Source organism: Kribbella sp. NBC_00482 (genome assembly GCF_036013725.1).
Taxonomy (GTDB): Bacteria; Actinomycetota; Actinomycetes; order Propionibacteriales; family Kribbellaceae; genus Kribbella.
The window spans coordinates 6,600,269-6,618,830 of the sequence record NZ_CP107881.1; the positions used below are offsets into that span (position 1 = coordinate 6,600,269).

Sequence of the window (18,562 nt, forward strand, 5' to 3'; positions counted from 1 at the left end):
GGGTCCTCACTGGGCGGGGAGGTCACACGGCGATCAGTGCTGCCCCGCGACGGCGTCACGGGGCCCGAGTTATCGATCACCCAGACAGTAAGTGATCGATAATTCGACCGCAAGACCTCGAGATCCGCGCTATCCCTGGGACTTTGTCGTGAGGCGGCTGAAGGTGTCCGGCTGACGGTGCCGGCCGATCCGGACGACGATCACGCCGGCGAGCGACGCGGCCATGATCACGAGGGCCAGCAGGCTCAGGCCGCCGACCGGCGTGATCCCGAGACCTTGCACCGTCGGATCGAGAGCGAACAAGAGCAGCCAGGGCGACGAGTTCACGGCGAGTGCCGCTCCCCAGACCCGGTGACCCGCGATCAGCAGGACGGTGGCGAGCACGATCAGGCCGGTGCCCAGCAGGATTCCGAGCCCGATCCGCAGCGAGACCTGGTCAGGCAGGCGGTAGTAGAACCATGGCTCGGGTCCGAGTGAGGGCGCGAGTACGAGCATCGCGGTGATCGTCGGACCGCCCGCCAGCAGCGCGAACAGGCCGCGGGAGCTGCTGCGCGGTCGCAGCGGCTGACCGGTCGCGGCGAGGGCGCCGATCATGATGACGAAGGCGAGGATGCCGCCTGGCGGCCGGGTGAAGCCCAGGCTGTGCGCGAGCGGCTCGATCGGCGGCGCCATGATCGCCAGCGCGCTCAGCGCACTGAAGGCCGCGAGCCAACGTGCAGAGGCTGCCCGACCGAGGATCATCGCGGTCGTGGCGAGCAGCCCGGCGAGGAAGCAGATCGATCCGGTGGTCACGTTGCCGATCGGCGAGCCCTCCATACTCGTCCGCGGATCCCAAGGCGCCCACTCACCGAAGACCAGGAACGTGCTGCTGATCGCGCCCAGCAATGCCAGCGCGATCACCGACACACGGTTGCGGATCCCCTGGGCCAGGGTGGGCGGACCTGCCTGGGTCAGCCGGAGCCGAGCGGCGTGGGCCGCCAGATTGAGCAAATCCCTGAAGTCGGCGCGGCCGCGAGCCTCCGCGGAGTCAAGCAAGACACCGAGAGCCTCTTCGCCGTGCTGGTCGCGCCACCAGCGCGGGTAGCACTTCAGTACTGCGCGATACAGGGCGTTCACGCGACACCACCTCCGGCCGCGGGGCCCAGTCGGAGTCGGAGCCTGCGGAGCGCCTGGTCGGCGTTGGACTGAAGGCGAGCTGCCTCGGTGGCCAGCGCCTCGGCGCCGGCGTCCGTGAGTTCGTAGTACCGGCGGAGGCGGCCGTCGACGATCTCCTCGCCGGCTGGGCGGACCAGCCCCTCGTCGCGGAGGCGGTCGAGGGCGGCGTAGAGGGTGCCCGGGCGGAGGGTGACGCGGCCGCTGGACAGGCCCGACACTTCGCTGATCACCGCGTAACCGTGCTTGCGGCCGTCGGCGAGCGCGGCCAGAACGAGGAACGTCGGCTCGCGCATCTCGGAAATCGACATGACCCAGACCATAGTCAGTTCATCGGTATATATCAATCATTGACTCATTGCATCGAAGGATTCCCCTGATTCGGGGAACGACCGCTTCCGTGTCAGGTAAGTGCTGGGCAGTATTCGGGGCAACCGGCCGCCCGTCCAGCGGCTCGACCCGGAGGAGCGCAGCTATGCGATCTCTGATTCCTCGTTCCCGTGCCGTGGCGGTCCTGGTGGCCGGCTCGGCCCTGCTCCTGACTCCGCTCAGCGGTCAAGCCTCCGCGCGAACGCCGGTCGGCGAGGCGCCGGACTGCTTCGTGCCGCCGACTGCCGGCGCGTCCGCGAAGGGCGGTCACGGTGCCGACACCCGGGACATCTCGGCCGCCGAGCAGAAGGCGATCGAGGCCCAGACGGCGCGGTTGCTGAAGGCAAAGACCGCCCGCGGCGCCGCGGCGTCGGTGAACGTGCCCGTCTACGTTCACGTGATGCGGGACGCCAGCGGTAACGGTGATGTCACCGCCACCCAGATCTCGCAGCAGATCGCCGTACTGAACAAGACGTACGGCGGTCAGGAGTCGTCGCAGGCCGCGAACACCGGTTTCACGTTCACGCTGGCCGGCGTCAACAAGTACGACAACAACCAGTGGCACAAGGACAAGCAGAGCAGCGCGTACCGCAAGAAGACCCGTCAGGGCGGCAAGAACGCGCTGAACATCTGGCTGGTCGACTTCGCGTACCTCGGGATCGCGACGTTCCCGTGGGACTACGCACGGCAGCCCGGCATCGACGGGATCCGGGTGCATTACACGTCGCTGCCCGGTGGCTCGGCGACGAACTACGACCTCGGTGAGACCGCGACGCACGAGGCGGGCCACTGGCTCGGGCTCTACCACACCTTCCAGGGCGGTTGTACGGCGACGAACGACGAGGTCGCCGACACTCCCGCGCAGAGCAGCCCGACCAATGGCTGCCCGACCGGACGGGACTCGTGCTCGCTGCCGGGCCTGGACCCGATCCACAACTACATGGACTACTCGTACGACTCCTGCTACAACCAGTTCACCTCGGGCCAGAGCACCCGCATGACCAACATGTGGAGCGCTTACCGGGCGTAGCTCGCGGAGGCTGGGTGGTTGAGGGTGCTCTGGTGCTGTTCGTGGACCAGGCGGCGGGCGATCGAGCCCGGGCCTTCGAGTTGCAGGGTCTGCGGGTCGTCGGGTAGCCGGAAGCCGAGTGTGGTCACGGTGTCGAGGCAACGGTTCGTGCCCAGGACTGCCCAGCCGGTGCGGGTTTCGGGGGAGAGGTCGAGATCCTCGGCGAGGAGCAGGTCCTCGCCGAGCCAGGCGCGGGTCGCGGTGCGCAGAACGCCGCCGGTTTCGCCGTGGCGTCCCAGGACGAGTGACTCGCGAAGGTGTGCGGTGCAGCCGGTCGCGAGGTGTGCGGTCGTCGTACGAGTGACATCGGCGTCGGCGGAGACGACGAAAGGTTCGGCGTACCACTGGAGGCTCGCGCCGTCGGTGAGCCGGATGTCGATGTCCCAGCGCGCTGAGCCGCCACGCATGCCGTAGGCAACGGTTCCGGCGGTCTCGACGATCTCCAGCCGTACGGCGCCGGAGACCGCGATCTCGATACGTACGTCGTCGCCGGCGAGCAGCAGCGCGCCGGCGGCGACGAGAGCGACGCGCACCACGCCGTCAGCACCGGGCAGTTGCCGCGGTGACAGGTGGTCGGTCGTCAGCAGACAGCGGTCGCGGACCGGGTCGGCGACGACCTCAATGCGTGTGGGCATGGGTGTGCGTGATCAGCTCGCCGTCCTCGCCGACGTGCGAATGCGGGGCCATCGGTCCGGGATCGATGGGCGTGTGGTCACCGGCGCGTACGACGTGCGCCATCGAGCGCACCCATTCGGTCAAGAGGGCGACCGAGGCAGGATCCGTGCGAGAGAGCGCTATCACGGGTTTCCCGTCACGGGCCTCCGAGGCGTCCTTCACCATCTGCTCGACGTCGACCCCGACGTACGGCGCCAGGTCGGTCTTGTTCACGATGAGAAGGTCGGCGCGGGCGATGCCGGGGCCACCCTTGCGTGCCACGTCGCCGCCGCCGGCGACGTCGAGTACGAAGATCTGCGCGTCGACGAGCGCGGGGGAGAACGTCGCGGTCAGGTTGTCGCCGCCGGACTCGACCAGTACGACATCGAGCGGGGCGAAGTCGCGTTCGAGGTCCTCGACCGCGATCAGGTTCGGCGTGACGTCGTCGCGGATCGCGGTGTGCGGGCAAGCGCCGGTCTCGACGGCGCGGATGCGTTCCGGGTCGAGTACGCCGGCCGAGCGGAGCAGTCGCGCGTCCTCGTCGGTGTAGATGTCGTTGGTGATCACACCGAGCCGGAGTTCGTCGGCGAGTTCGCGGCAGACGGTCGCGATCAGCGAGCTCTTGCCGGTGCCGACCGGTCCGGCGACACCGAGACGGAAGGAGCGGGTCTCAGGCATGGAACAACCTCATTCTCTCAATGGCATGGTTGTGCGCGAACACGTCGATCAGCGGCGCACCGTCGGCCGGGATCTCGTCGATTCGGGTCAGAGGCGCGACGTCCTTGACGAGCCACTCGATGTCGTCGTGCAGCCCGGCCAACCAGGCCGCGGCGTCGGCGGGGTCTACGGGGAGCAACTTCAAGGACGCGGAGATGACTGTTTGCGCGTCGTCGTACGCGACGGTGCGCGCGACCTGCTCCGCGGACAGGCCGGTCACGGCACCGACGACCCCGAGTACTACGGGTCTCGCGATCTCGCCGTCGTTCGGCAGGTACGCCGATACGTCGGGCCAAACGCGGCGTGCGAGGCGCAACAACAGGCGGCCCTGCCGTCGCGAGACGCCTCGTACGACGTGACTCGGCACCCGCGCAGCCCAGGCGGCCTCGACCAGGGCGATGGTGGTTTGCGGAACATTTTCGTCGTCTGGTGCAACATTTGTTCCGCAAAGGGTGACTACGGCGACGGCGGCTTCGACGCGGGTCGTCGTACGGAGGCGATCCCGGGCGTACGCCGCCACGTCGGCGAGTTGCTTGCCGTCGGCACCCAGGCCCGCGCGTACGGCGGGCTCCAGTCCGCCGGACTGGGTGTGCCCGCCGGTCGGCAGCCGGCCGTCGGCGAGCATCATCGCGACCAGCTCCGCGTTGCCCATCAGAACATCGCGTAGAGCTGAGCGAGTGGGAGGACCGACGCCGGCGCCGGCTCGACCAGCTCGCCGTCGACCTTGATCGCGAACGTCTCCGGGTCGATGTCGATCGCCGGCAGCGCGTCGTTGTTCTTCAGGTCGGCTTTGGTGAGCTCCCGCGTCGGACGTACGCCGAGCAGCTTCCGGCGCAGACCGAGCCGCTCGGCCAGCCCGTCCTCGAGCGCGGCCGGCGATACGAACGTGTACGAGAGATCCGCCCCGATCGCGTCGCCGAACGCGGGCCGCATCAGCACCGGCTGCGGCGTCGGGATCGACGCGTTCGGATCGCCGAGGGCGGCCCAGGCGATCGCGCCGCCCTTGATCACGAGGTTCGGGCGGACGCCGAAGTACCGCGGGTCCCAGAGCGTGAGGTCCGCGAGCTTGCCCGGTTCGACCGAGCCGACGACGTGATCGATGCCGTGGGCAATGGCCGGGTTGATCGTGTACTTCGCGACGTACCGGCGTACCCGCTCGTTGTCGGCGACCGTGCCGAGCGGGCCGCGGCGGTGTTTCATCACGTGGGCGACCTGCCAGGTGCGGGTGATGACCTCGCCGATCCGGCCCATCGCCTGCGCGTCGGACGAGGTGACCGACAGCGCGCCGAGGTCGTGCAGGATGTCCTCGGCCGCGATCGTGGTGGCGCGGATCCGGGACTCGGCGAACGCGAGATCCTCGGGGACGTCGGGGCTGAGGTGGTGGCAGACCATGAGCATGTCGAGGTGCTCGGCGATCGTGTTGACGGTGTGCGGCAACGTGGGGTTCGTCGAGCCCGGGATGACATGCGGGTACGACGCGATCGTGAGGATGTCCGGCGCGTGACCGCCGCCCGCGCCCTCGACGTGGAACGCGTGGATGCCCCGGCCCGCGATCGCGCCGAGCGTCGACTCGACGTACCCTGCCTCGTTCAGGCTGTCGGCGTGCAGCGCGACCTGCAGACCCCACTCGTCCGCAGCGCGCAGAGCTGTGTCGATCGCTGCCGGGGTCGAACCCCAGTCCTCGTGCAGCTTGTACCCGGCGGCACCGGCGAGCGCTTGTTCGGCGAGGGCCTCGGCGCTGACGGTGTTCCCCTTGCCGAGCAGGAGGATGTTCAGCGGTACGGCGTCGAGCGCGCGATGCATCTGCTCGAGGTGCCACGCGCCGGGGGTGACCGTGGTCGCCTTCGAGCCCTCACTCGGGCCGGTGCCGCCGCCGACGATCGTGGTGATCCCGGTCGCGAGCGCCTCGTGAAGCTGCGACGGCGACAGCAGGTGGACGTGCGCGTCGATCGCGCCGGCGGTGAGGATGCGACCCTCGCCGGCGATGACGTCGGTGGATGGGCCGATCTGGAGGTCGGGATGTACGCCGTCCGCGATGTCCGGATTGCCCGCGCGGCCGAGGGCGACGATCCGGCCGTCGCGGATGCCTACGTCGGCGCGGACGATGCCCCACCAGTCCACGACCAGCACGTTGCTGATGATGGTGTCGGGCGCACCCTCCGCGCGGGTCGTCGTACCTTGCGCCATCGACTCGCGGATCGACTTGCCGCCGCCGAAGACGACCTCCTCGCCGCCGACGGTGAAGTCCTGCTCGACCTCGACCCAGAGGTCTGTGTCGCCGAGGCGCACCTGGTCGCCGACGGTCGGCCCGTACAGGGCGGCGTACGCCGCGCGCGAGATCTCAACCACGATCCACCTGCTTGAGCTGGATCCCGGGCACCAGCCGCCGACCGCGGAGCGCGACCAGCGCCACCTCACGTGAGGCGCCGGGCTCGAACCGCTGCGACGTACCCGACGGGATGTCCAGCCGGAAGCCCTGCGCGGCCTCCCGGTCGAAGGCGAGCGCGCTGTTGGCGTCGGGCAGATGCAGATGCGAGCCGATCTGGATCGGCCGGTCGCCGGCGTTCACGATCACCAGCCGCAAACGTTCGTCGTCGGAGCGGTCGGCGTTCAGCGTGATGGTTCCGGGCCGAACGCGAATCTCACCTGGAGCACTCATACCTCTCCCTCAGACGATCGGATTGTGGATGGTGACGAGCTTGCGGCCGTCCGGGAACGTCGCCTCGACCTGCACGTCGTGCAGGAGTTCGGCGACGCCGGGCATGACCTGGTCGCGGGTGAGGACGGTGCGGCCGGATTCCATCAGGTCGGCGACGCGAGCGCCTTCGCGGGCGCGTTCGATCACCCAGGTGCTGAGCAGGGCGACGGTTTCGGGGTGGTTGAGAAGCACTCCCCGGGCCAGCCGGTCGCGGGCGACCATGCCGGCCACGGAGAGCAGCAACTTCTCGACATCGGCGGGAGTGAAGTTCATGCTTGCAACGGTAGGACGTGGTCGGCGACCTTGTCCGTGCTGAGGCACAGCGAGCACACTGCGGCGGAGTGCGTTTCGCAGGCGGTCATGTCGGGGCGCTCGTACTGCTGTCGGCACACGTGGCACGTCAGCACTTCACCGGACGGGTTGCCGTGCTCGTCGTACATCGGCAGGTCCAGCCCGTCGTTGTCCCGCCGCAGGTAGTACTTGCCACGGGTGAGAACGGCCAGCACCGGCGGCAGGACGAGGGCGAGGCCGATCGCGACGAGCGGCGAGTACGGCTTGATCCCTTCGCCGAGTCCACCGAAGAACACGACGATCGAGAGGCCGGCGGCGGCCGCCATCGACCCGAAGCCGACCGGGTTGACGGCGTACAGCATGCCGCGCCGGAACTCCGGAGCCTTGGGCGACAACCCCAGCAGGTACTTGTTGAACACGATGTCCGAGGCAACGACCACGATCCACGCCATCCCGCAGTTTGCGTAGAACCCGAGGATGGTGTTCAGGAAGTCGAACATGTTCGCCTCCATCAGCACCAGCGCGATCACCAGGTTGAACCCGAGGAACACGAGCCGTCCGGGGTAGTGCCGGGTCAGCCGCGTGTACGAGTTCGTCCAGGCCAGCGAACCGGAGTACGCGTTCGTCACGTTGATCTTCACCTGGCTGATGACGACCAGTACGACGGCCAGCGTCATCGCCAGCCACCCGGGCAGGAACCCGCGGTAGATCTCGAGGAACTGGTGCACCGGCTGGTTCGCGATCGACGACGAGTCGGCGACGTTCGCGATCAGGTAGACGGCCAGGAACAGGCCGATCACCTGCTTCAGGGCGCCGAAGATCACCCAGCCCGGCCCGGCCAGCAGCATCGCGGTCCACCACCGGCGCGAGTTCTCCGGGGTCTTCGGCGGCATGAACCGCAGGTAGTCGATCTGTTCGGCGATCTGCGCGATCAGCGACAGGCACACGCCGGCGGCCAGCAGCATCGATCCGAAGTCGGCGTCCGGACCGTAGTCGAAGAACGTCGACACCGACGACGGGTGCGAGATGAGCAGGTAGCAGAACGGCAGCACCATCAGGATCAGCCACAGCGGCGTCGTCCACACCTGGAGTGTCGACAGCACCTTCATCCCGTAGATCACCAACGGGAAGATCACCAGCGTGGACACGGCGTACCCGAGCCACAGCGGCACATGAAGGCCTAGTTGAAGGCCCTGCGCCATGATGGAGCCTTCGAGTGCGAAGAAGATGAACGTGAACGACGCGAAGATCACGTTGGTGACGACCGAGCCGTAGTACCCGAAGCCGCTGCCGCGGGTGATCAGGTCGAGGTCGATGTTGTAGCGCGCGGCGTAGTACGCGAGCGGCAGGCCGGTCGCGAAGATCACCACGGCGAAGATCGCGATACCCCACAGCGCGTTCGTGGTCCCGTACGCGATCCCGATGTTCGCGCCGATCGCGAAGTCGGCGAGATAGGCGATCCCGCCGAGGGCCGAGACGGCGACGACGCCGGTCGACCATTTGCGGTAGCTGCGCGGCGCGAACCGGAGGGTGTAGTCCTCCAGCGTCTCGCGGGTCGCGGTGGTGGGTGCGGGGGCTTCAGCGGTGGTGCGGTGGTCGAGCGAGGGTTCCACAGACATGGGCGAACTCCTGGCGGCACCTTCGGGCGAGCGGTGCTCCGGCGGACCGGCGACGCTGCCGGCGGGGATGCACCCGAATGGAAGGAACCTAGGAACGCCGTGTTACCGGTGTGTTGCCGAGCTGCTACGTTCGTGTATTTCCATCTGGAAGTACTTCGCCAGGTCCGCCTCGAGCTCGCGTTGAGCGGGAGCGAGGCGAGCGGCGACCGTGCCGCCGACGGGGGAGAGCGCCGTGACGATCCGGCGCTTGTCGTCCGGGTGGATGCGCCGCAGCACCAGGCCGCGCTCGACCAGCTTGTCGACGTGCCGGGTCAGGCTCGCGGCCGGCAGTACGGCGGACTCCGCGAGCACCGACATCGGCTGCCCGGGCTCCTCGTGAAGCGCGGCCATGATCCGCCACTGCTCGATCGTCAGGCCGAACTCGTCGAGCAACGGCTGCAGACCCAGCTCGAGTTGCCGCTCGATCCGCTTCAGCAAGAGGAGCACGCGGGACCCCCTCATCGGTTCAGGTGGTGGGAAATATAGCCGTTCGGTCGAACTTCCGCCTCCGGTTCGTCCACACTGGACCGAATGTACGGCGGGAGGAGGTGACGGTGGCGCGCTCCGACGTACTGCCGATCGCCTTCGTCGTGCCGCTGCAGGGTCCGACCGGGATCTACGGACCGTCCTGTCTCGCCTGCGGCCAGCTCGCGGTCGAGCAACTGAACGCACGGAACGGCATCGCCGGCCGCCGGGTCGAGCTCGTCCAGGTGGACGCCGGCCGCCCGCCCGAGGTTGTCGCCGAGGATGTGGGGCGGCTCGTCGACGCGGGTCGGGTCGAGGCCGTGGCCGGCTGGCACATCTCCGCGGTCCGGGTCGCGCTGACCCGACGCATCGGCGGGCGGGTGGTGTACGCGTTCGCCGCGATGCACGAGGGCGGTGACGACACGCCTGGTGTGTTCATGCTCGGCGAGCGCCCGGTCAACCAGCTGCTGCCGGCGGCGCACTGGTTGCGCGAGCACCTCGGCGCCCGGCGTTGGGTTGTCGTCGGCAACGACTACGTCTATCCGCGGGTCACCGGCTCGGTGGCCCAGGAAGCCTTGCAGGGAACGGGATCCGAGATCGTGCACTCGGCGTACGTCCCACTCGGTACGGCGGACTTCCGGGACGTGATCGACGGGCTCCGGGCAACCGACGCCGACGGCGTGATCATGCTCCTCATGGGCCAGGACGCGGTGCACTTCAACCGCCAGTTCGCGGCCGGTGGATTGAGCGAGCGACTGCTCCGGCTCAGCCCGGCGATCGAGGAGAACACGCTGCTCGGCGCCGGATCGGGCGCGAACCACGGCGTCTACGCGGCCGCGGCGTACTTCGACAAGCTCGCGACCGTCGAAAGCAGCGAGTTCGCCCAGCAGTACTACGCCCGCTTCGGGGCCTTCGCGCCGGCCCTCAACGCGGTGGGTGAGTCCTGTTACGAGGCGATCCGCTTCCTCGCCCGGCTCGGCGAGATCAGCGGCTCGATCGCAATGTCGGCCGGGCTCCCGAGCGGTCACTTCTACGACAGCCCGCGCGGGCTGCTGCGGCTCGACGGCAATCTCGTCGACCAGGACGTGTACCTGGCGGTCGCCGACGGCCTCGAATTCCGAATCCAGGAGCAGATCGCCCACACCGCCTAGCAGTGTATTTCTGACCGCGGATCGTGCTCCTTTCACAGGTGACGAGATCTGCGGTGGTTGTCGGTGGCGGGATCGTGGGGCTGGCTGTGGCGCGAAGCCTGCAGCGGCTCGATCCCGGTACGCCGGTCGTCGTACTGGAGAAGGAACCGGCCGTCGGGGCCCACCAGACCGGGCACAACTCGGGCGTCGTGCATTCGGGGCTGTACTACCGTCCCGGCTCGCTGAAGGCGCGGTTCGCGGTGGCGGGCGGTACGGCGCTGCGCGAGTACTGCGAGGAGAAGGGCATCCCGCTCGACGTGCCGGGCAAGCTGGTCGTGGCGACGACCGAGGCCGAACTGCCGCAGCTCGATCGCCTGTTCGGGATCGGCCGCGAGAACGGTGTCCCGGTACGCCGGCTGAACCTGGGCGAGGTCGCGGAGCGTGAACCGCACCTGCGGGTGAAGGGTGCTCTCGCGGTCGACTCGACGGGACGCGTCGACTTCAAGTTGGTGGCCGCCGCGCTCGCCGACGACGTACGGGCGGCAGGCGGCGAGATCCGGACCGGTGTGTCCGTGACGGCGGTCGAGAATGCCGGCTCCGTGGTGCGCGTGCGGACGACGGATGAGGTGATCGAGGCAGACCGGGTGGCCGTGTGCGCAGGCTTGCACAGCGACCGTCTTGCGCGGGCGTCGGGTCTCGAACCGGGGGTTCGCATCCTGCCGTTCCGCGGGGAGTTCAGCGAGCTCGTTCCCGAGCGGGAGTACCTGGTGAAGGGGCTGGTGTATCCGGTGCCCGACCCCGACCTGCCGTTCCTCGGTGTCCACCTGACCCGCGGTATCGACGGCAGCGTCCACCTCGGCCCGAACGCCGTCCCGGCGCTGTCCCGCGAAGGCTACTCGTGGCGACAGATCGTCGCGCGGGATGTCTGGGAGGCAGCGACGTACCGCGGTTCCTGGAAGCTCGCGCGCCGGTACGCACGCACCGGCGCGAAGGAGATCGTTCGCTCGCTCACCGGTCGTGCGCTGGTCCGCGAAGCGCGGCGGATGCTGCCGGAGTTGCAGGTCTCCGACGTACGCCGGTCCGGCGCGGGCGTCCGCGCTCAGGCCGTGACCCGCGACGGAAAGCTGGTCGACGACTTCCTGTTCCTCCGCGACGGCCGCGCCCTGCACGTACTGAACGCGCCGTCGCCCGCCGCCACCGCCTGCCTCGTCATCGGCGACCGTATCGCCGAGGAACTCTCCGCCGATCGCGCCTGACCTACGCCCGGTCCATCACGCCACCGCACGCCCGGGTCGACATGCACGTCGACATCGTCAGGTTGCTCGCCCTGGCCTGCGTGACCGACGCCGTACGGAGCGTCGCCTAGGACTCGAGTTGGGGTCTGGACCCCATGGTTGCTGCCTGCCTGCGCACGAAGACTGATCTCTGAGTGCGGCCGCCGTTCCCGGGCGGCCAGGGAGGCCAGGGTGAACAGTGTCAAGGCGGTCAAGGCGGTCGGCGCGATGGGTGCGGCCAAGCAGGGTATGTCGATGCAGGGTGTGGCGATGCGGGCCGGCGACATAGCGATCGGCCTGCCGACGGTCACGGTGCACGATCCCGTGGTCAAGGCGGTGCAGTTGATGGCGGTCGGGCGGATGCCCGGCCTGGTGGTCGTGGACGACCGGGGGCGGCCGCTCGCGGTGCTGCCGGGTTCGCAGGTGCTGAGGCTGAGCATTCCGGCGGCGTACCAGGACGACCCGATGCTGGTGCGGGCCGTGGACGAGGAGTCGGCGGACGCGTTCTGGCGCGAGCTCGGCGGTCTCACGGTCGGCGACTGCCTGCCGCGGCCGATCGCGCGGCCGTTGACCGTGACCGCCGACGCGACCCTGCTCGAGATCGCTGCCGTGATGGCGCGCGGACGCAGCCCCCTGGTCGCCGTGGCAGGCACGGACGGCGCGCTGACCGGCGTCATCACCCTGGATCGCTTGCTGACCAGCTTGGCCGTTGCCGGGCTCGAAGACCAGCCGCCGGGGTGAGGTGTGAGGCCCCTCGTCGCGTTGGTGATCTTCGGCTTGGCGTTCTTCTACATCGCGACCGAGAAGGCCGACAAGGTCAAGGTGGTGCTGATCGGCGCCGCCGCCATGCTGGTGCTCGGTCTCGCCCCGGGGACCGAGGTGTTCTTCTCCGAGCACGAAGGGATCGACTGGAACGTCATCTTCCTGCTCTTCGGCATGATGATCGTGATCGGGATCATCAAGCAGACCGGCGTGTTCGACTACCTGGGGATCTGGGCGGCGAAACGCTCCCGCGGCCAGCCGTACCGGCTGATGGTGCTGCTGATGATCATCACCGCGGTCGCCTCGCCGTTCCTGGACAACGTGACCACGATCATGCTGGTCGCGCCGGTGACGATCGTGGTCTGCGAACGGCTCCGGATCCCGCCGCAGCCGTACCTGATCGCCGAGGTGCTCGCGTCCAACATCGGCGGCGCCGCGACGCTGATCGGTGACCCGCCGAACATCATCATCGGCAGCCGCGCCGGCTTGTCGTTCAACGACTTCCTCGTGCACATGACCCCGATCGTGGTGATCGTGTTCGTGCTGTTCGTCGTCCTGGCGAGGTTCCTGTTCCGGAAGGACTTCCGGTACAACCCGGAGCAGGTCTCCGCGATCCTCGCGTTGCAGGAACGGCGGGCGATCCGTGATCCGTGGTTGCTGGCCCGCTGCCTGGCGGTGCTGGCGGTGATGGTCGCGGGTTTCTCGCTGCACTCGGTGATCCATCTCGAACCGTCGCTGGTCGCGCTGATCGGCGCCGGCGTGATGGTGCTGGTGGCGAAAGCCGATGTCGGTGAGGTGCTGCGCGAGGTCGAGTGGTCGACGCTGGTGTTCTTCATGGGCCTGTTCGTGATGGTGTCCGGACTGGTACACACCGGCGTGATCGAGGCGATCGGCGACTGGGCGGTCGCCGCGATCGGCGACCGGTACTTGCTGGCGGCAACGGCGATACTGTTCGGCTCCGGCGTACTCGGCGCGTTCTTCGACAACATTCCGTACGTCGCCACGATGACGCCGGTGGTCGAAGGCGTCGTGGAGCAGGCGCCGGACCACCGGACCGGGCAGTCGTTGTGGTGGGCGTTCGCGCTCGGCGCCGACTTCGGCGGCAACGGTACGGCGGTCGCCGCCAGCGCCAATGTGGTCGCGCTCGGGATCGCCTCCCGGAGTGGGCATCACATCACGTTCTGGCAGTTCACGCGGTACGGCGTCGTGGTGACGGCGCTCAGCATCGGACTCGCCTGGGTGTACGTGTGGCTGCGGTACTTCGTATGACGGGCTACTTCTCCTGATGGGCCACCGTGCGCAGCGAGAACGGCGAGAGAGCGATCTCCACGTTTCCCAGGTCCACCGGGGTGACCTGGATGCCGGGGATCTCGATCGCGAGCTCGAGGTACGGCGGAAGCTCGGCGAGCGCCGTGACGCCGCAGCGGGCGACGGTCCGGATGAGCGCCCGCTCGGCCTCGTCCAGCGCGAGATCCAGCGGAGAGAGCGCGTTCTCGACGGCCACCGCCGGGTCCACGATGCGGATTCCGATCTCGCCGGAGACACGGACCTCGACACCGTCCTGGCTGCGGGCCGTGACAACGAATGGCCGCCGGGTGCATGCCCTCGGCAACCAGACGTACCGCTCGAGCAACGGCACGCGGATCGCGAGCCCGCCGGCGAGAACCCGGTGGGTGCGGCCGGACCGCAGTACGACGAGCCAGTGGCCGCGGGGGACCACCCGTGGCTCGATCGCGGCAACCGCCGCGAGGACGAGAAGCGTGGCCAGAATCGCCCAAGGACGGGCGGCCGGCGACGCGAGGACGGTGGTTGCGACGTACATGCTGCCTCCCGGGGCCGTTGGTGCGGCGAGGCACTCGCCAACGACCCCCTCGGCACGTCAGGCGCGCCCCGCCGCAGCTCCAGTCTGGCCGCCGGAACAGGGCGACGGTATGAGTGCTGACACCCACCTTTGCCCGGTCGCATGGACATCCTCGACGCACGTGATGGAGGCTGGAGCGGTGAAGACAGCAGCCGGAATGCCTTTGTACTGGCGGGTCTGCCTGATCAACGGACTGGTGTTCGTGGTCGGGACCGCCGCGCTGGCGCTGGCCCCGGTGACGGTGTCCGCGACCGTACTCGTCTCGGAGGCCGTCGTCCTCGTGCTCGGCCTGATCGGCATCGTCGTCCTCAACTCGATGCTGTTGCGCACGAGCCTCGCGCCACTCGACCGGCTGATCCGGCTGATGGACACCGTCGACCTGCAACGGCCCGGACGCCGGTTGCCCGAGTCACGCAACGGCGCGGTCGAGCAACTCGTGCGCGGTTTCAACGCGATGCTCGAACGCCTGGAGACCGAACGCGGCCGGAGCAACGCGAAAGCGCTCGCCGCGCAGGAGGCGGAGCGGCACCGGATCGCGCGCGAGCTGCACGACGAGATCGGTCAGGGCCTCACCGCCGTACTGCTCGGTCTCAAACAGCTGTCGTCGGGCGTGCCCGAGGCTGTGCAGAAGGACCTGCTCGAAGTGCAGGAGACGGCGCGAGCCACGCTCGACGAGGTTCGCGGCGTGGCTCGACGGCTGCGCCCGGGCGTGCTCGAAGATCTCGGCCTTCAGGCGGCCCTGGCCGCGCTCGCGACCGAGTTCTCGTCACACGGGATGCACGTACGGCGGGTCACCTCGCCCGGCCTGCCCGAGCTGGGCGCCGAACGGGAACTCGTGATCTACCGCGTCGCCCAGGAAGCGCTCACCAACGCTGCGCGCCACTCACAGGCCCGCAGCGTGCGGCTGTCGCTGCAGCGGCAAGGCCAAGCGGTCGTTCTGGCGGTCGACGACGACGGGACGGGCCTGCGCGGCGCAGAGGAAGGCACAGGGATCCGGGGAATGAGAGAGCGCTCTCTCCTGATCGGGGCCGAACTCTCGGTCGGTCCCGGTGACACTGGTACGTCGGTGCGTCTGACAGTCCCGCTGGATCAGCGATGATCCGGATCCTGCTGGCCGACGACCACGCCCTGGTACGCCGCGGCGTACGGCTGATCCTGGACAGCGAACCGGACCTGCAGGTCGTCGCGGAGGCCGGAGACGGTGCGGAAGCGCTCCAGGCGTTCCGCGAGACGCCGGTCGACCTGGTGGTGCTCGACGTCGCGATGCCGCGGATGACGGGTCTGCAGGCGGCCCGCGAACTGTCCCGCCGGCGTGAACCGCCGCGGATGCTGATGCTGTCGATGTACGACAACGAGCAGTACTTCTTCGCTGCGCTGAAGGCAGGCGCGAGCGGCTACGTGCTGAAGTCGGTCGCCGACCGCGATCTCGTCGACGCCTGCCGGGCCGCCGGGCGCGGTGAGTCGTTCCTGTATCCCGGCGTGATGAGCACGCTGGTGCGGGACTACCTGGACCGGGTACGGCGGGGAGAGCGCGTTCCCGGTCAGGTCCTGACCGCTCGCGAGGACGAGGTCGTGAAGCTGATCGCGGAGGGGCACTCGTCGAAGGAGATCGCGCGCATCCTCACGATCAGCCACAAGACCGTCGAACGGCACCGCGCCAACATCCTCCAGAAGCTCGGCATGCGCGACCGCACCGAACTCACCCGCTACGCCATCCGCGCCGGCCTCATCGAACCCTGACGAACTTCACACCGGCGCAACAGCCGGGCAATCTGGACCAGGGACGCTTTGCCGTATGGACTCGTTGCGTACGACGCTCACGGGTGGGACCGCCTGCGACGTGTGTGGACGTTTGCCGCATCCCCGGCGACTCCGGCTGACGCTGGCGAAGCTGGTCGCGATCGCCCCGGTGGAGCTGGCGTTGCACGCGATGGTGCTCGCCGCGCACCCGCCGTACCTGGTCTCCGTCGCCGTTCTTGCGAGCGTGACAACGGCGCTCGTGATCTGGGTGGTGGAGCCGTCGACGATGCGGCTGCTGCGGTCCTGGCTGCATGCGCCGAAGGCCCGTCCGCGGAACGGGATCGGGACGCTGTGGCGGATTCGCGTCACGCTCGACGATCGGGCGGGAACGCTGGAGAGCGTTACCCGGCAGCTCTCCGTCCTGAACGCGAACATCCTGGGGCTGCACGTTCATCCGATCGACGACGGGGTGCGGGACGAACTGGTCGTCTCGACGCCGGATGACGTCACGGCCGCTGAGCTGGAGATTGCGATCGAGTCGGCAGGTGGGCGCGAGACGCACGTGTGGCCGACGACCGCGTTGGCGTTGGTGGACGGTCAGACGAAGGCGTTGAGTCTGTCGGCTCGGGTGGTGGCGGATCCGAGCGAGCTGCCGCATGCGGTCGCCGAGTTGCTGGGCGCTCAGCTGGTCACTAATCGGGCGACTCTGGCGGGTCAGCTGCCCGACGACGGGACGGTGCTGAAGGTGCCTTCGCCGTGGACCGGCCTGTTCGCGTTCAGCCGGCCGGGGGAGCCGTTCACTCCGGCCGAGTCCGCACGGGCCCACCGCCTCGCCGAACTGGCAGAAGCCGCCCAAACCATCACCCGCTGAGTCCGCTGAGTCCGCTGAGTCGCCTCAGTTGCGGTGCGGTGGGGTGGTGGGGAAGGTGATCGGCTGGACGATCTCGATGCGGGTTCCGACGTGCTCGCAGGTGGGGAGGTCGTGGTAGATCTCCCAGCTGTCCCCGGTCGCGACCGCATCTCCGGTTTCCAGCCAGTCGTGCACGGCGTGATAGCTGAGCGGGAGTTTCTCGTCCGGGTCGCTGTGCCAGACGGCGAGCACCGGTCCGGCGGGCAGTGAGGAAGCTTCGACTTCGCCGCTGTTCGCGATCGGCGCCCCGACGGGGAAGCCGGCCTCGGCCGCGATCCCGCCGCCGGGCAGCGGATGCCAGCGGGCGAACGGGTATCCGGTCGGAGCGATGCCGTGGTGACGCAGATGCTCGGCCACGACCGCACACGCTGAAGGAACCCAGTCCGCCAATTGCTCAGGGACAAGGTGACCCCGCCGGACGGCGGTCAGTTCGTCGCTGTGGAATCTCACCTGGGGCATGGTGCATCACCACCCCTCAATGTACGTCGGCATTCGGCGCCTGGATACGGACCGCTACCCGGCTGAGGGCGCGCAGGGCGGCGACCGTTTCTGCGATCTGCTGATGCGACGCGCTGGAGTGGACCGTGCGGAACAGGTCGTTGCGGTCGTCTTCGAGGCCTTCGAGCAAGTGCTCGATTTCCGCGACCACGGCGTCGTACGGCGGCTGAGCGGTGAGCAGCGGCAGGATGTGGCCGCGGAAGGCGACGAGGGTGTGCTGGGCCTCGGCGAGCCGGCGCTCTTCGAGGAACCAACTGTCGGACGAGCTGGTCTCGGCGAGGTTCCCGAGGTCGGCCTCCCAGCGGCCGATCTCCTCGCGCACTGCTGTCATGACTGCTCCTTCAGGAAGTCGGCGAGCGGCCGGCGCGCGGTCGCGGAGCCGGAGCGGTGGTGGCCGAAGCGGATGATCATGTGCGCGTGACCGGGCAGCCCGGTGAGGTGCTGGACGCTGCGGCGCAGGTCGTCGTACTCGAGCGGCTGGTTCAGGAACGAGGCGCTGACACCTGCCTGGGTCGCGGTGAGCAGCACGCGTTGGAGCGCTGCGCCTGCGGCTACCTGGTCGGAGGGCTCGTCGAAGTCGGTCGAGAGTACGGCGAGGTCCGGGTGCTGTTCGAACGGCCGCTCGGCGCGCATGCGGTCGGTCGGCCGGGTCGCCAGGTCGCGGACAGTCGCTGGGTAGGTGACGTCGCGCGGTCCGAGCGCCGAGCTGGGCACGCCGTCGGCGGTCCGTTCGCCACCGACCCAGTGGGCGCGTTCGGCGCGGCGGTGCCAGTCGCCGATCTCGCGCAGATCGGTGTCGCGCACCAGATCGAGAACCGCGTGGACATCGTCCTCGGCGAGCCAGGTGAGCTGCGCGCCCTCGGCGTACGCCGCCTGCAGCAGCGAAACCCGCGTGCCCTCGGCGACCGCTGTGGCGTCCGACGGGTGCCGGTCGGTGTGGCGATAGGGGATCTGTACGGCGAGATCGTGCAGCTCGTCGTTCCGGGCGGCGGTCGGTTCGATCACGATGCGGGCGAGCAGATCGGGTTCTTCCAGCGGGTACGGCGCCAGCCCGAACCAGGCGCCGTACCCGAGAGTCTCGGCCGCGCAGCGGAGGTTGAAGGTGGCGGCGCCGGCGGCGATCCGCATCGCCCGGCCGGTCGGGTCTTCGGCGGGAAGCGTGCGGGATCCGTCCAGGTAGACGTCGATCACGTGACCGTCGATCTCGAACCGCCACGGCTGGGTGTTGTGCATGCTCGGCGCGGCGACGGCGGCCGCCAGCAGGACTTCGATGTGCTCTTTCGGCAGCTGATCGGACATGAGGTCCACCTCCAG

At 68.9% G+C, this 18,562-nt stretch carries 22 protein-coding genes; 8 read left to right on the forward strand and 14 right to left on the reverse strand.

Annotated features, from left to right (window positions below):
• Positions 1-129 precede the first annotated feature (129 nt).
• Positions 130-1,116: a hypothetical protein gene (locus tag OHB24_RS32000; protein ID WP_327634590.1), complete on the reverse strand. Its 987-nt coding sequence runs from the start codon at positions 1,114-1,116 to the stop codon at positions 130-132.
• Entirely contained in the window at positions 1,113-1,463 is a 351-nt protein-coding gene (locus OHB24_RS32005; protein ID WP_327634591.1) for a PadR family transcriptional regulator, read from the reverse strand. Before OHB24_RS32005 ends, OHB24_RS32000 begins: the two co-directional genes overlap by 4 nt.
• A 164-nt stretch (positions 1,464-1,627) precedes the next feature.
• Here OHB24_RS32005 and OHB24_RS32010 point away from each other — a divergent pair, with 164 nt between their 5' ends.
• The gene (locus OHB24_RS32010) at positions 1,628-2,551 is read left to right on the forward strand and encodes a zinc metalloprotease (RefSeq protein WP_327634592.1); all 924 of its coding nucleotides are present in this window, start codon (positions 1,628-1,630) and stop codon (positions 2,549-2,551) included.
• Here the strand turns inward: OHB24_RS32010 and OHB24_RS32015 are convergent.
• The 8 genes from OHB24_RS32015 to OHB24_RS32050 all read right to left on the reverse strand — a co-directional run bounded on the left by OHB24_RS32015 (position 2,539) and on the right by OHB24_RS32050 (position 9,055).
• Complete coding sequence (locus tag OHB24_RS32015) at positions 2,539-3,225, reverse strand: urease accessory protein UreD (RefSeq protein ID WP_327634593.1); 687 nt, start codon at positions 3,223-3,225, stop codon at positions 2,539-2,541. The genes OHB24_RS32010 and OHB24_RS32015 overlap by 13 nt on opposite strands.
• A complete protein-coding gene (gene ureG, locus OHB24_RS32020) occupies positions 3,209-3,922 on the reverse strand; it encodes an urease accessory protein UreG (RefSeq protein WP_327634594.1) in 714 nt (237 codons plus the stop codon). Before ureG ends, OHB24_RS32015 begins: the two co-directional genes overlap by 17 nt.
• On the reverse strand, positions 3,915-4,613 hold the full coding sequence (locus tag OHB24_RS32025) for an urease accessory protein UreF (RefSeq protein ID WP_327634595.1): 699 nt from the start codon (positions 4,611-4,613) through the stop codon (positions 3,915-3,917). Before OHB24_RS32025 ends, ureG begins: the two co-directional genes overlap by 8 nt.
• On the reverse strand, positions 4,613-6,310 hold the full coding sequence (locus OHB24_RS32030) for an urease subunit alpha (protein WP_327634596.1): 1,698 nt from the start codon (positions 6,308-6,310) through the stop codon (positions 4,613-4,615). Before OHB24_RS32030 ends, OHB24_RS32025 begins: the two co-directional genes overlap by 1 nt.
• Complete coding sequence (ureB, locus tag OHB24_RS32035; RefSeq protein ID WP_327634597.1) at positions 6,303-6,620, reverse strand: urease subunit beta; 318 nt, start codon at positions 6,618-6,620, stop codon at positions 6,303-6,305. Before ureB ends, OHB24_RS32030 begins: the two co-directional genes overlap by 8 nt.
• Before the next feature lie 9 nt (positions 6,621-6,629).
• On the reverse strand, positions 6,630-6,932 hold the full coding sequence (locus OHB24_RS32040; RefSeq protein ID WP_327634598.1) for an urease subunit gamma: 303 nt from the start codon (positions 6,930-6,932) through the stop codon (positions 6,630-6,632).
• A complete protein-coding gene (locus tag OHB24_RS32045; RefSeq protein ID WP_327634599.1) occupies positions 6,929-8,569 on the reverse strand; it encodes a purine-cytosine permease family protein in 1,641 nt (546 codons plus the stop codon). The genes OHB24_RS32040 and OHB24_RS32045 overlap by 4 nt, the downstream gene beginning before the upstream one ends.
• Positions 8,570-8,671: 102 nt before the next feature.
• Complete coding sequence (locus OHB24_RS32050; RefSeq protein ID WP_327634601.1) at positions 8,672-9,055, reverse strand: MarR family winged helix-turn-helix transcriptional regulator; 384 nt, start codon at positions 9,053-9,055, stop codon at positions 8,672-8,674.
• Positions 9,056-9,162: 107 nt separating this feature from the next.
• Here OHB24_RS32050 and OHB24_RS32055 point away from each other — a divergent pair, with 107 nt between their 5' ends.
• The 4 genes from OHB24_RS32055 (at position 9,163) to OHB24_RS32070 (ending at position 13,508) form a co-directional block, all read left to right on the forward strand.
• The gene (locus OHB24_RS32055) at positions 9,163-10,224 is read left to right on the forward strand and encodes a substrate-binding domain-containing protein (protein WP_327634602.1); all 1,062 of its coding nucleotides are present in this window, start codon (positions 9,163-9,165) and stop codon (positions 10,222-10,224) included.
• 38 nt (positions 10,225-10,262) lie between these two features.
• On the forward strand, positions 10,263-11,459 hold the full coding sequence (gene lhgO, locus OHB24_RS32060) for an L-2-hydroxyglutarate oxidase (protein WP_327634603.1): 1,197 nt from the start codon (positions 10,263-10,265) through the stop codon (positions 11,457-11,459).
• 210 nt (positions 11,460-11,669) lie between these two features.
• Complete coding sequence (locus OHB24_RS32065) at positions 11,670-12,218, forward strand: CBS domain-containing protein (protein WP_327634604.1); 549 nt, start codon at positions 11,670-11,672, stop codon at positions 12,216-12,218.
• Between the two features lie 3 nt (positions 12,219-12,221).
• A complete protein-coding gene (locus OHB24_RS32070) occupies positions 12,222-13,508 on the forward strand; it encodes an ArsB/NhaD family transporter (protein ID WP_327634605.1) in 1,287 nt (428 codons plus the stop codon).
• Positions 13,509-13,512: 4 nt separating this feature from the next.
• Here OHB24_RS32070 and OHB24_RS32075 read toward each other — a convergent pair whose 3' ends face one another.
• Positions 13,513-14,061 carry an SPFH domain-containing protein gene (locus OHB24_RS32075; RefSeq protein WP_327634606.1) on the reverse strand — a complete coding sequence of 183 codons (549 nt, stop codon included), beginning with the start codon at positions 14,059-14,061 and terminating at the stop codon, positions 13,513-13,515.
• A 196-nt stretch (positions 14,062-14,257) separates the two neighbouring features.
• Between OHB24_RS32075 and OHB24_RS32080 the strand changes: the two genes are divergently transcribed.
• Genes OHB24_RS32080 through OHB24_RS32090 form a run of 3 tightly spaced genes read left to right on the forward strand, consistent with a single transcriptional unit; the run spans position 14,258 to position 16,711 of the window.
• A complete protein-coding gene (locus tag OHB24_RS32080) occupies positions 14,258-15,199 on the forward strand; it encodes a sensor histidine kinase (RefSeq protein WP_327634607.1) in 942 nt (313 codons plus the stop codon).
• Positions 15,196-15,840, forward strand: coding sequence for a response regulator transcription factor (locus OHB24_RS32085; protein WP_327634608.1), 645 nt, complete (start codon positions 15,196-15,198; stop codon positions 15,838-15,840). Before OHB24_RS32080 ends, OHB24_RS32085 begins: the two co-directional genes overlap by 4 nt.
• A 55-nt stretch (positions 15,841-15,895) precedes the next feature.
• Positions 15,896-16,711, forward strand: coding sequence for an amino acid-binding protein (locus OHB24_RS32090; protein WP_327634609.1), 816 nt, complete (start codon positions 15,896-15,898; stop codon positions 16,709-16,711).
• A gap of 24 nt (positions 16,712-16,735) precedes the next feature.
• Here the strand turns inward: OHB24_RS32090 and OHB24_RS32095 are convergent, their stop codons facing one another.
• The 3 genes from OHB24_RS32095 to OHB24_RS32105 all read right to left on the reverse strand — a co-directional run bounded on the left by OHB24_RS32095 (position 16,736) and on the right by OHB24_RS32105 (position 18,547).
• Positions 16,736-17,107, reverse strand: coding sequence for a hypothetical protein (locus OHB24_RS32095; RefSeq protein WP_327634610.1), 372 nt, complete (start codon positions 17,105-17,107; stop codon positions 16,736-16,738).
• 118 nt (positions 17,108-17,225) lie between these two features.
• On the reverse strand, positions 17,226-17,579 hold the full coding sequence (locus OHB24_RS32100; protein ID WP_327634611.1) for a hypothetical protein: 354 nt from the start codon (positions 17,577-17,579) through the stop codon (positions 17,226-17,228).
• Complete coding sequence (locus tag OHB24_RS32105) at positions 17,576-18,547, reverse strand: Acg family FMN-binding oxidoreductase (RefSeq protein ID WP_327634612.1); 972 nt, start codon at positions 18,545-18,547, stop codon at positions 17,576-17,578. The genes OHB24_RS32100 and OHB24_RS32105 overlap by 4 nt, the downstream gene beginning before the upstream one ends.
• Positions 18,548-18,562: the final 15 nt, after the last annotated feature.

Bases quoted from the DNA above. Each gene is read 5' to 3' on its own strand.
- OHB24_RS32005 (WP_327634591.1), bottom strand. From the start codon at position 1,463: ATGTCGATTTCCGAGATGCGCGAGCCGACGTTCCTCGTTCTGGCCGCG.
- OHB24_RS32010 (WP_327634592.1), top strand. From the start codon at position 1,628: ATGCGATCTCTGATTCCTCGTTCCCGTGCCGTGGCGGTCCTGGTGGCC.
- OHB24_RS32015 (WP_327634593.1), bottom strand. From the start codon at position 3,225: ATGCCCACACGCATTGAGGTCGTCGCCGACCCGGTCCGCGACCGCTGT.
- ureG (WP_327634594.1), bottom strand. From the start codon at position 3,922: ATGCCTGAGACCCGCTCCTTCCGTCTCGGTGTCGCCGGACCGGTCGGC.
- OHB24_RS32025 (WP_327634595.1), bottom strand. From the start codon at position 4,613: ATGGGCAACGCGGAGCTGGTCGCGATGATGCTCGCCGACGGCCGGCTG.
- ureB (WP_327634597.1), bottom strand. From the start codon at position 6,620: ATGAGTGCTCCAGGTGAGATTCGCGTTCGGCCCGGAACCATCACGCTG.
- OHB24_RS32040 (WP_327634598.1), bottom strand. From the start codon at position 6,932: ATGAACTTCACTCCCGCCGATGTCGAGAAGTTGCTGCTCTCCGTGGCC.
- OHB24_RS32045 (WP_327634599.1), bottom strand. From the start codon at position 8,569: ATGTCTGTGGAACCCTCGCTCGACCACCGCACCACCGCTGAAGCCCCC.
- OHB24_RS32075 (WP_327634606.1), bottom strand. From the start codon at position 14,061: ATGTACGTCGCAACCACCGTCCTCGCGTCGCCGGCCGCCCGTCCTTGG.
- OHB24_RS32080 (WP_327634607.1), top strand. From the start codon at position 14,258: ATGCCTTTGTACTGGCGGGTCTGCCTGATCAACGGACTGGTGTTCGTG.
- OHB24_RS32085 (WP_327634608.1), top strand. From the start codon at position 15,196: ATGATCCGGATCCTGCTGGCCGACGACCACGCCCTGGTACGCCGCGGC.
- OHB24_RS32090 (WP_327634609.1), top strand. From the start codon at position 15,896: ATGGACTCGTTGCGTACGACGCTCACGGGTGGGACCGCCTGCGACGTG.
- OHB24_RS32100 (WP_327634611.1), bottom strand. From the start codon at position 17,579: ATGACAGCAGTGCGCGAGGAGATCGGCCGCTGGGAGGCCGACCTCGGG.
- OHB24_RS32105 (WP_327634612.1), bottom strand. From the start codon at position 18,547: ATGTCCGATCAGCTGCCGAAAGAGCACATCGAAGTCCTGCTGGCGGCC.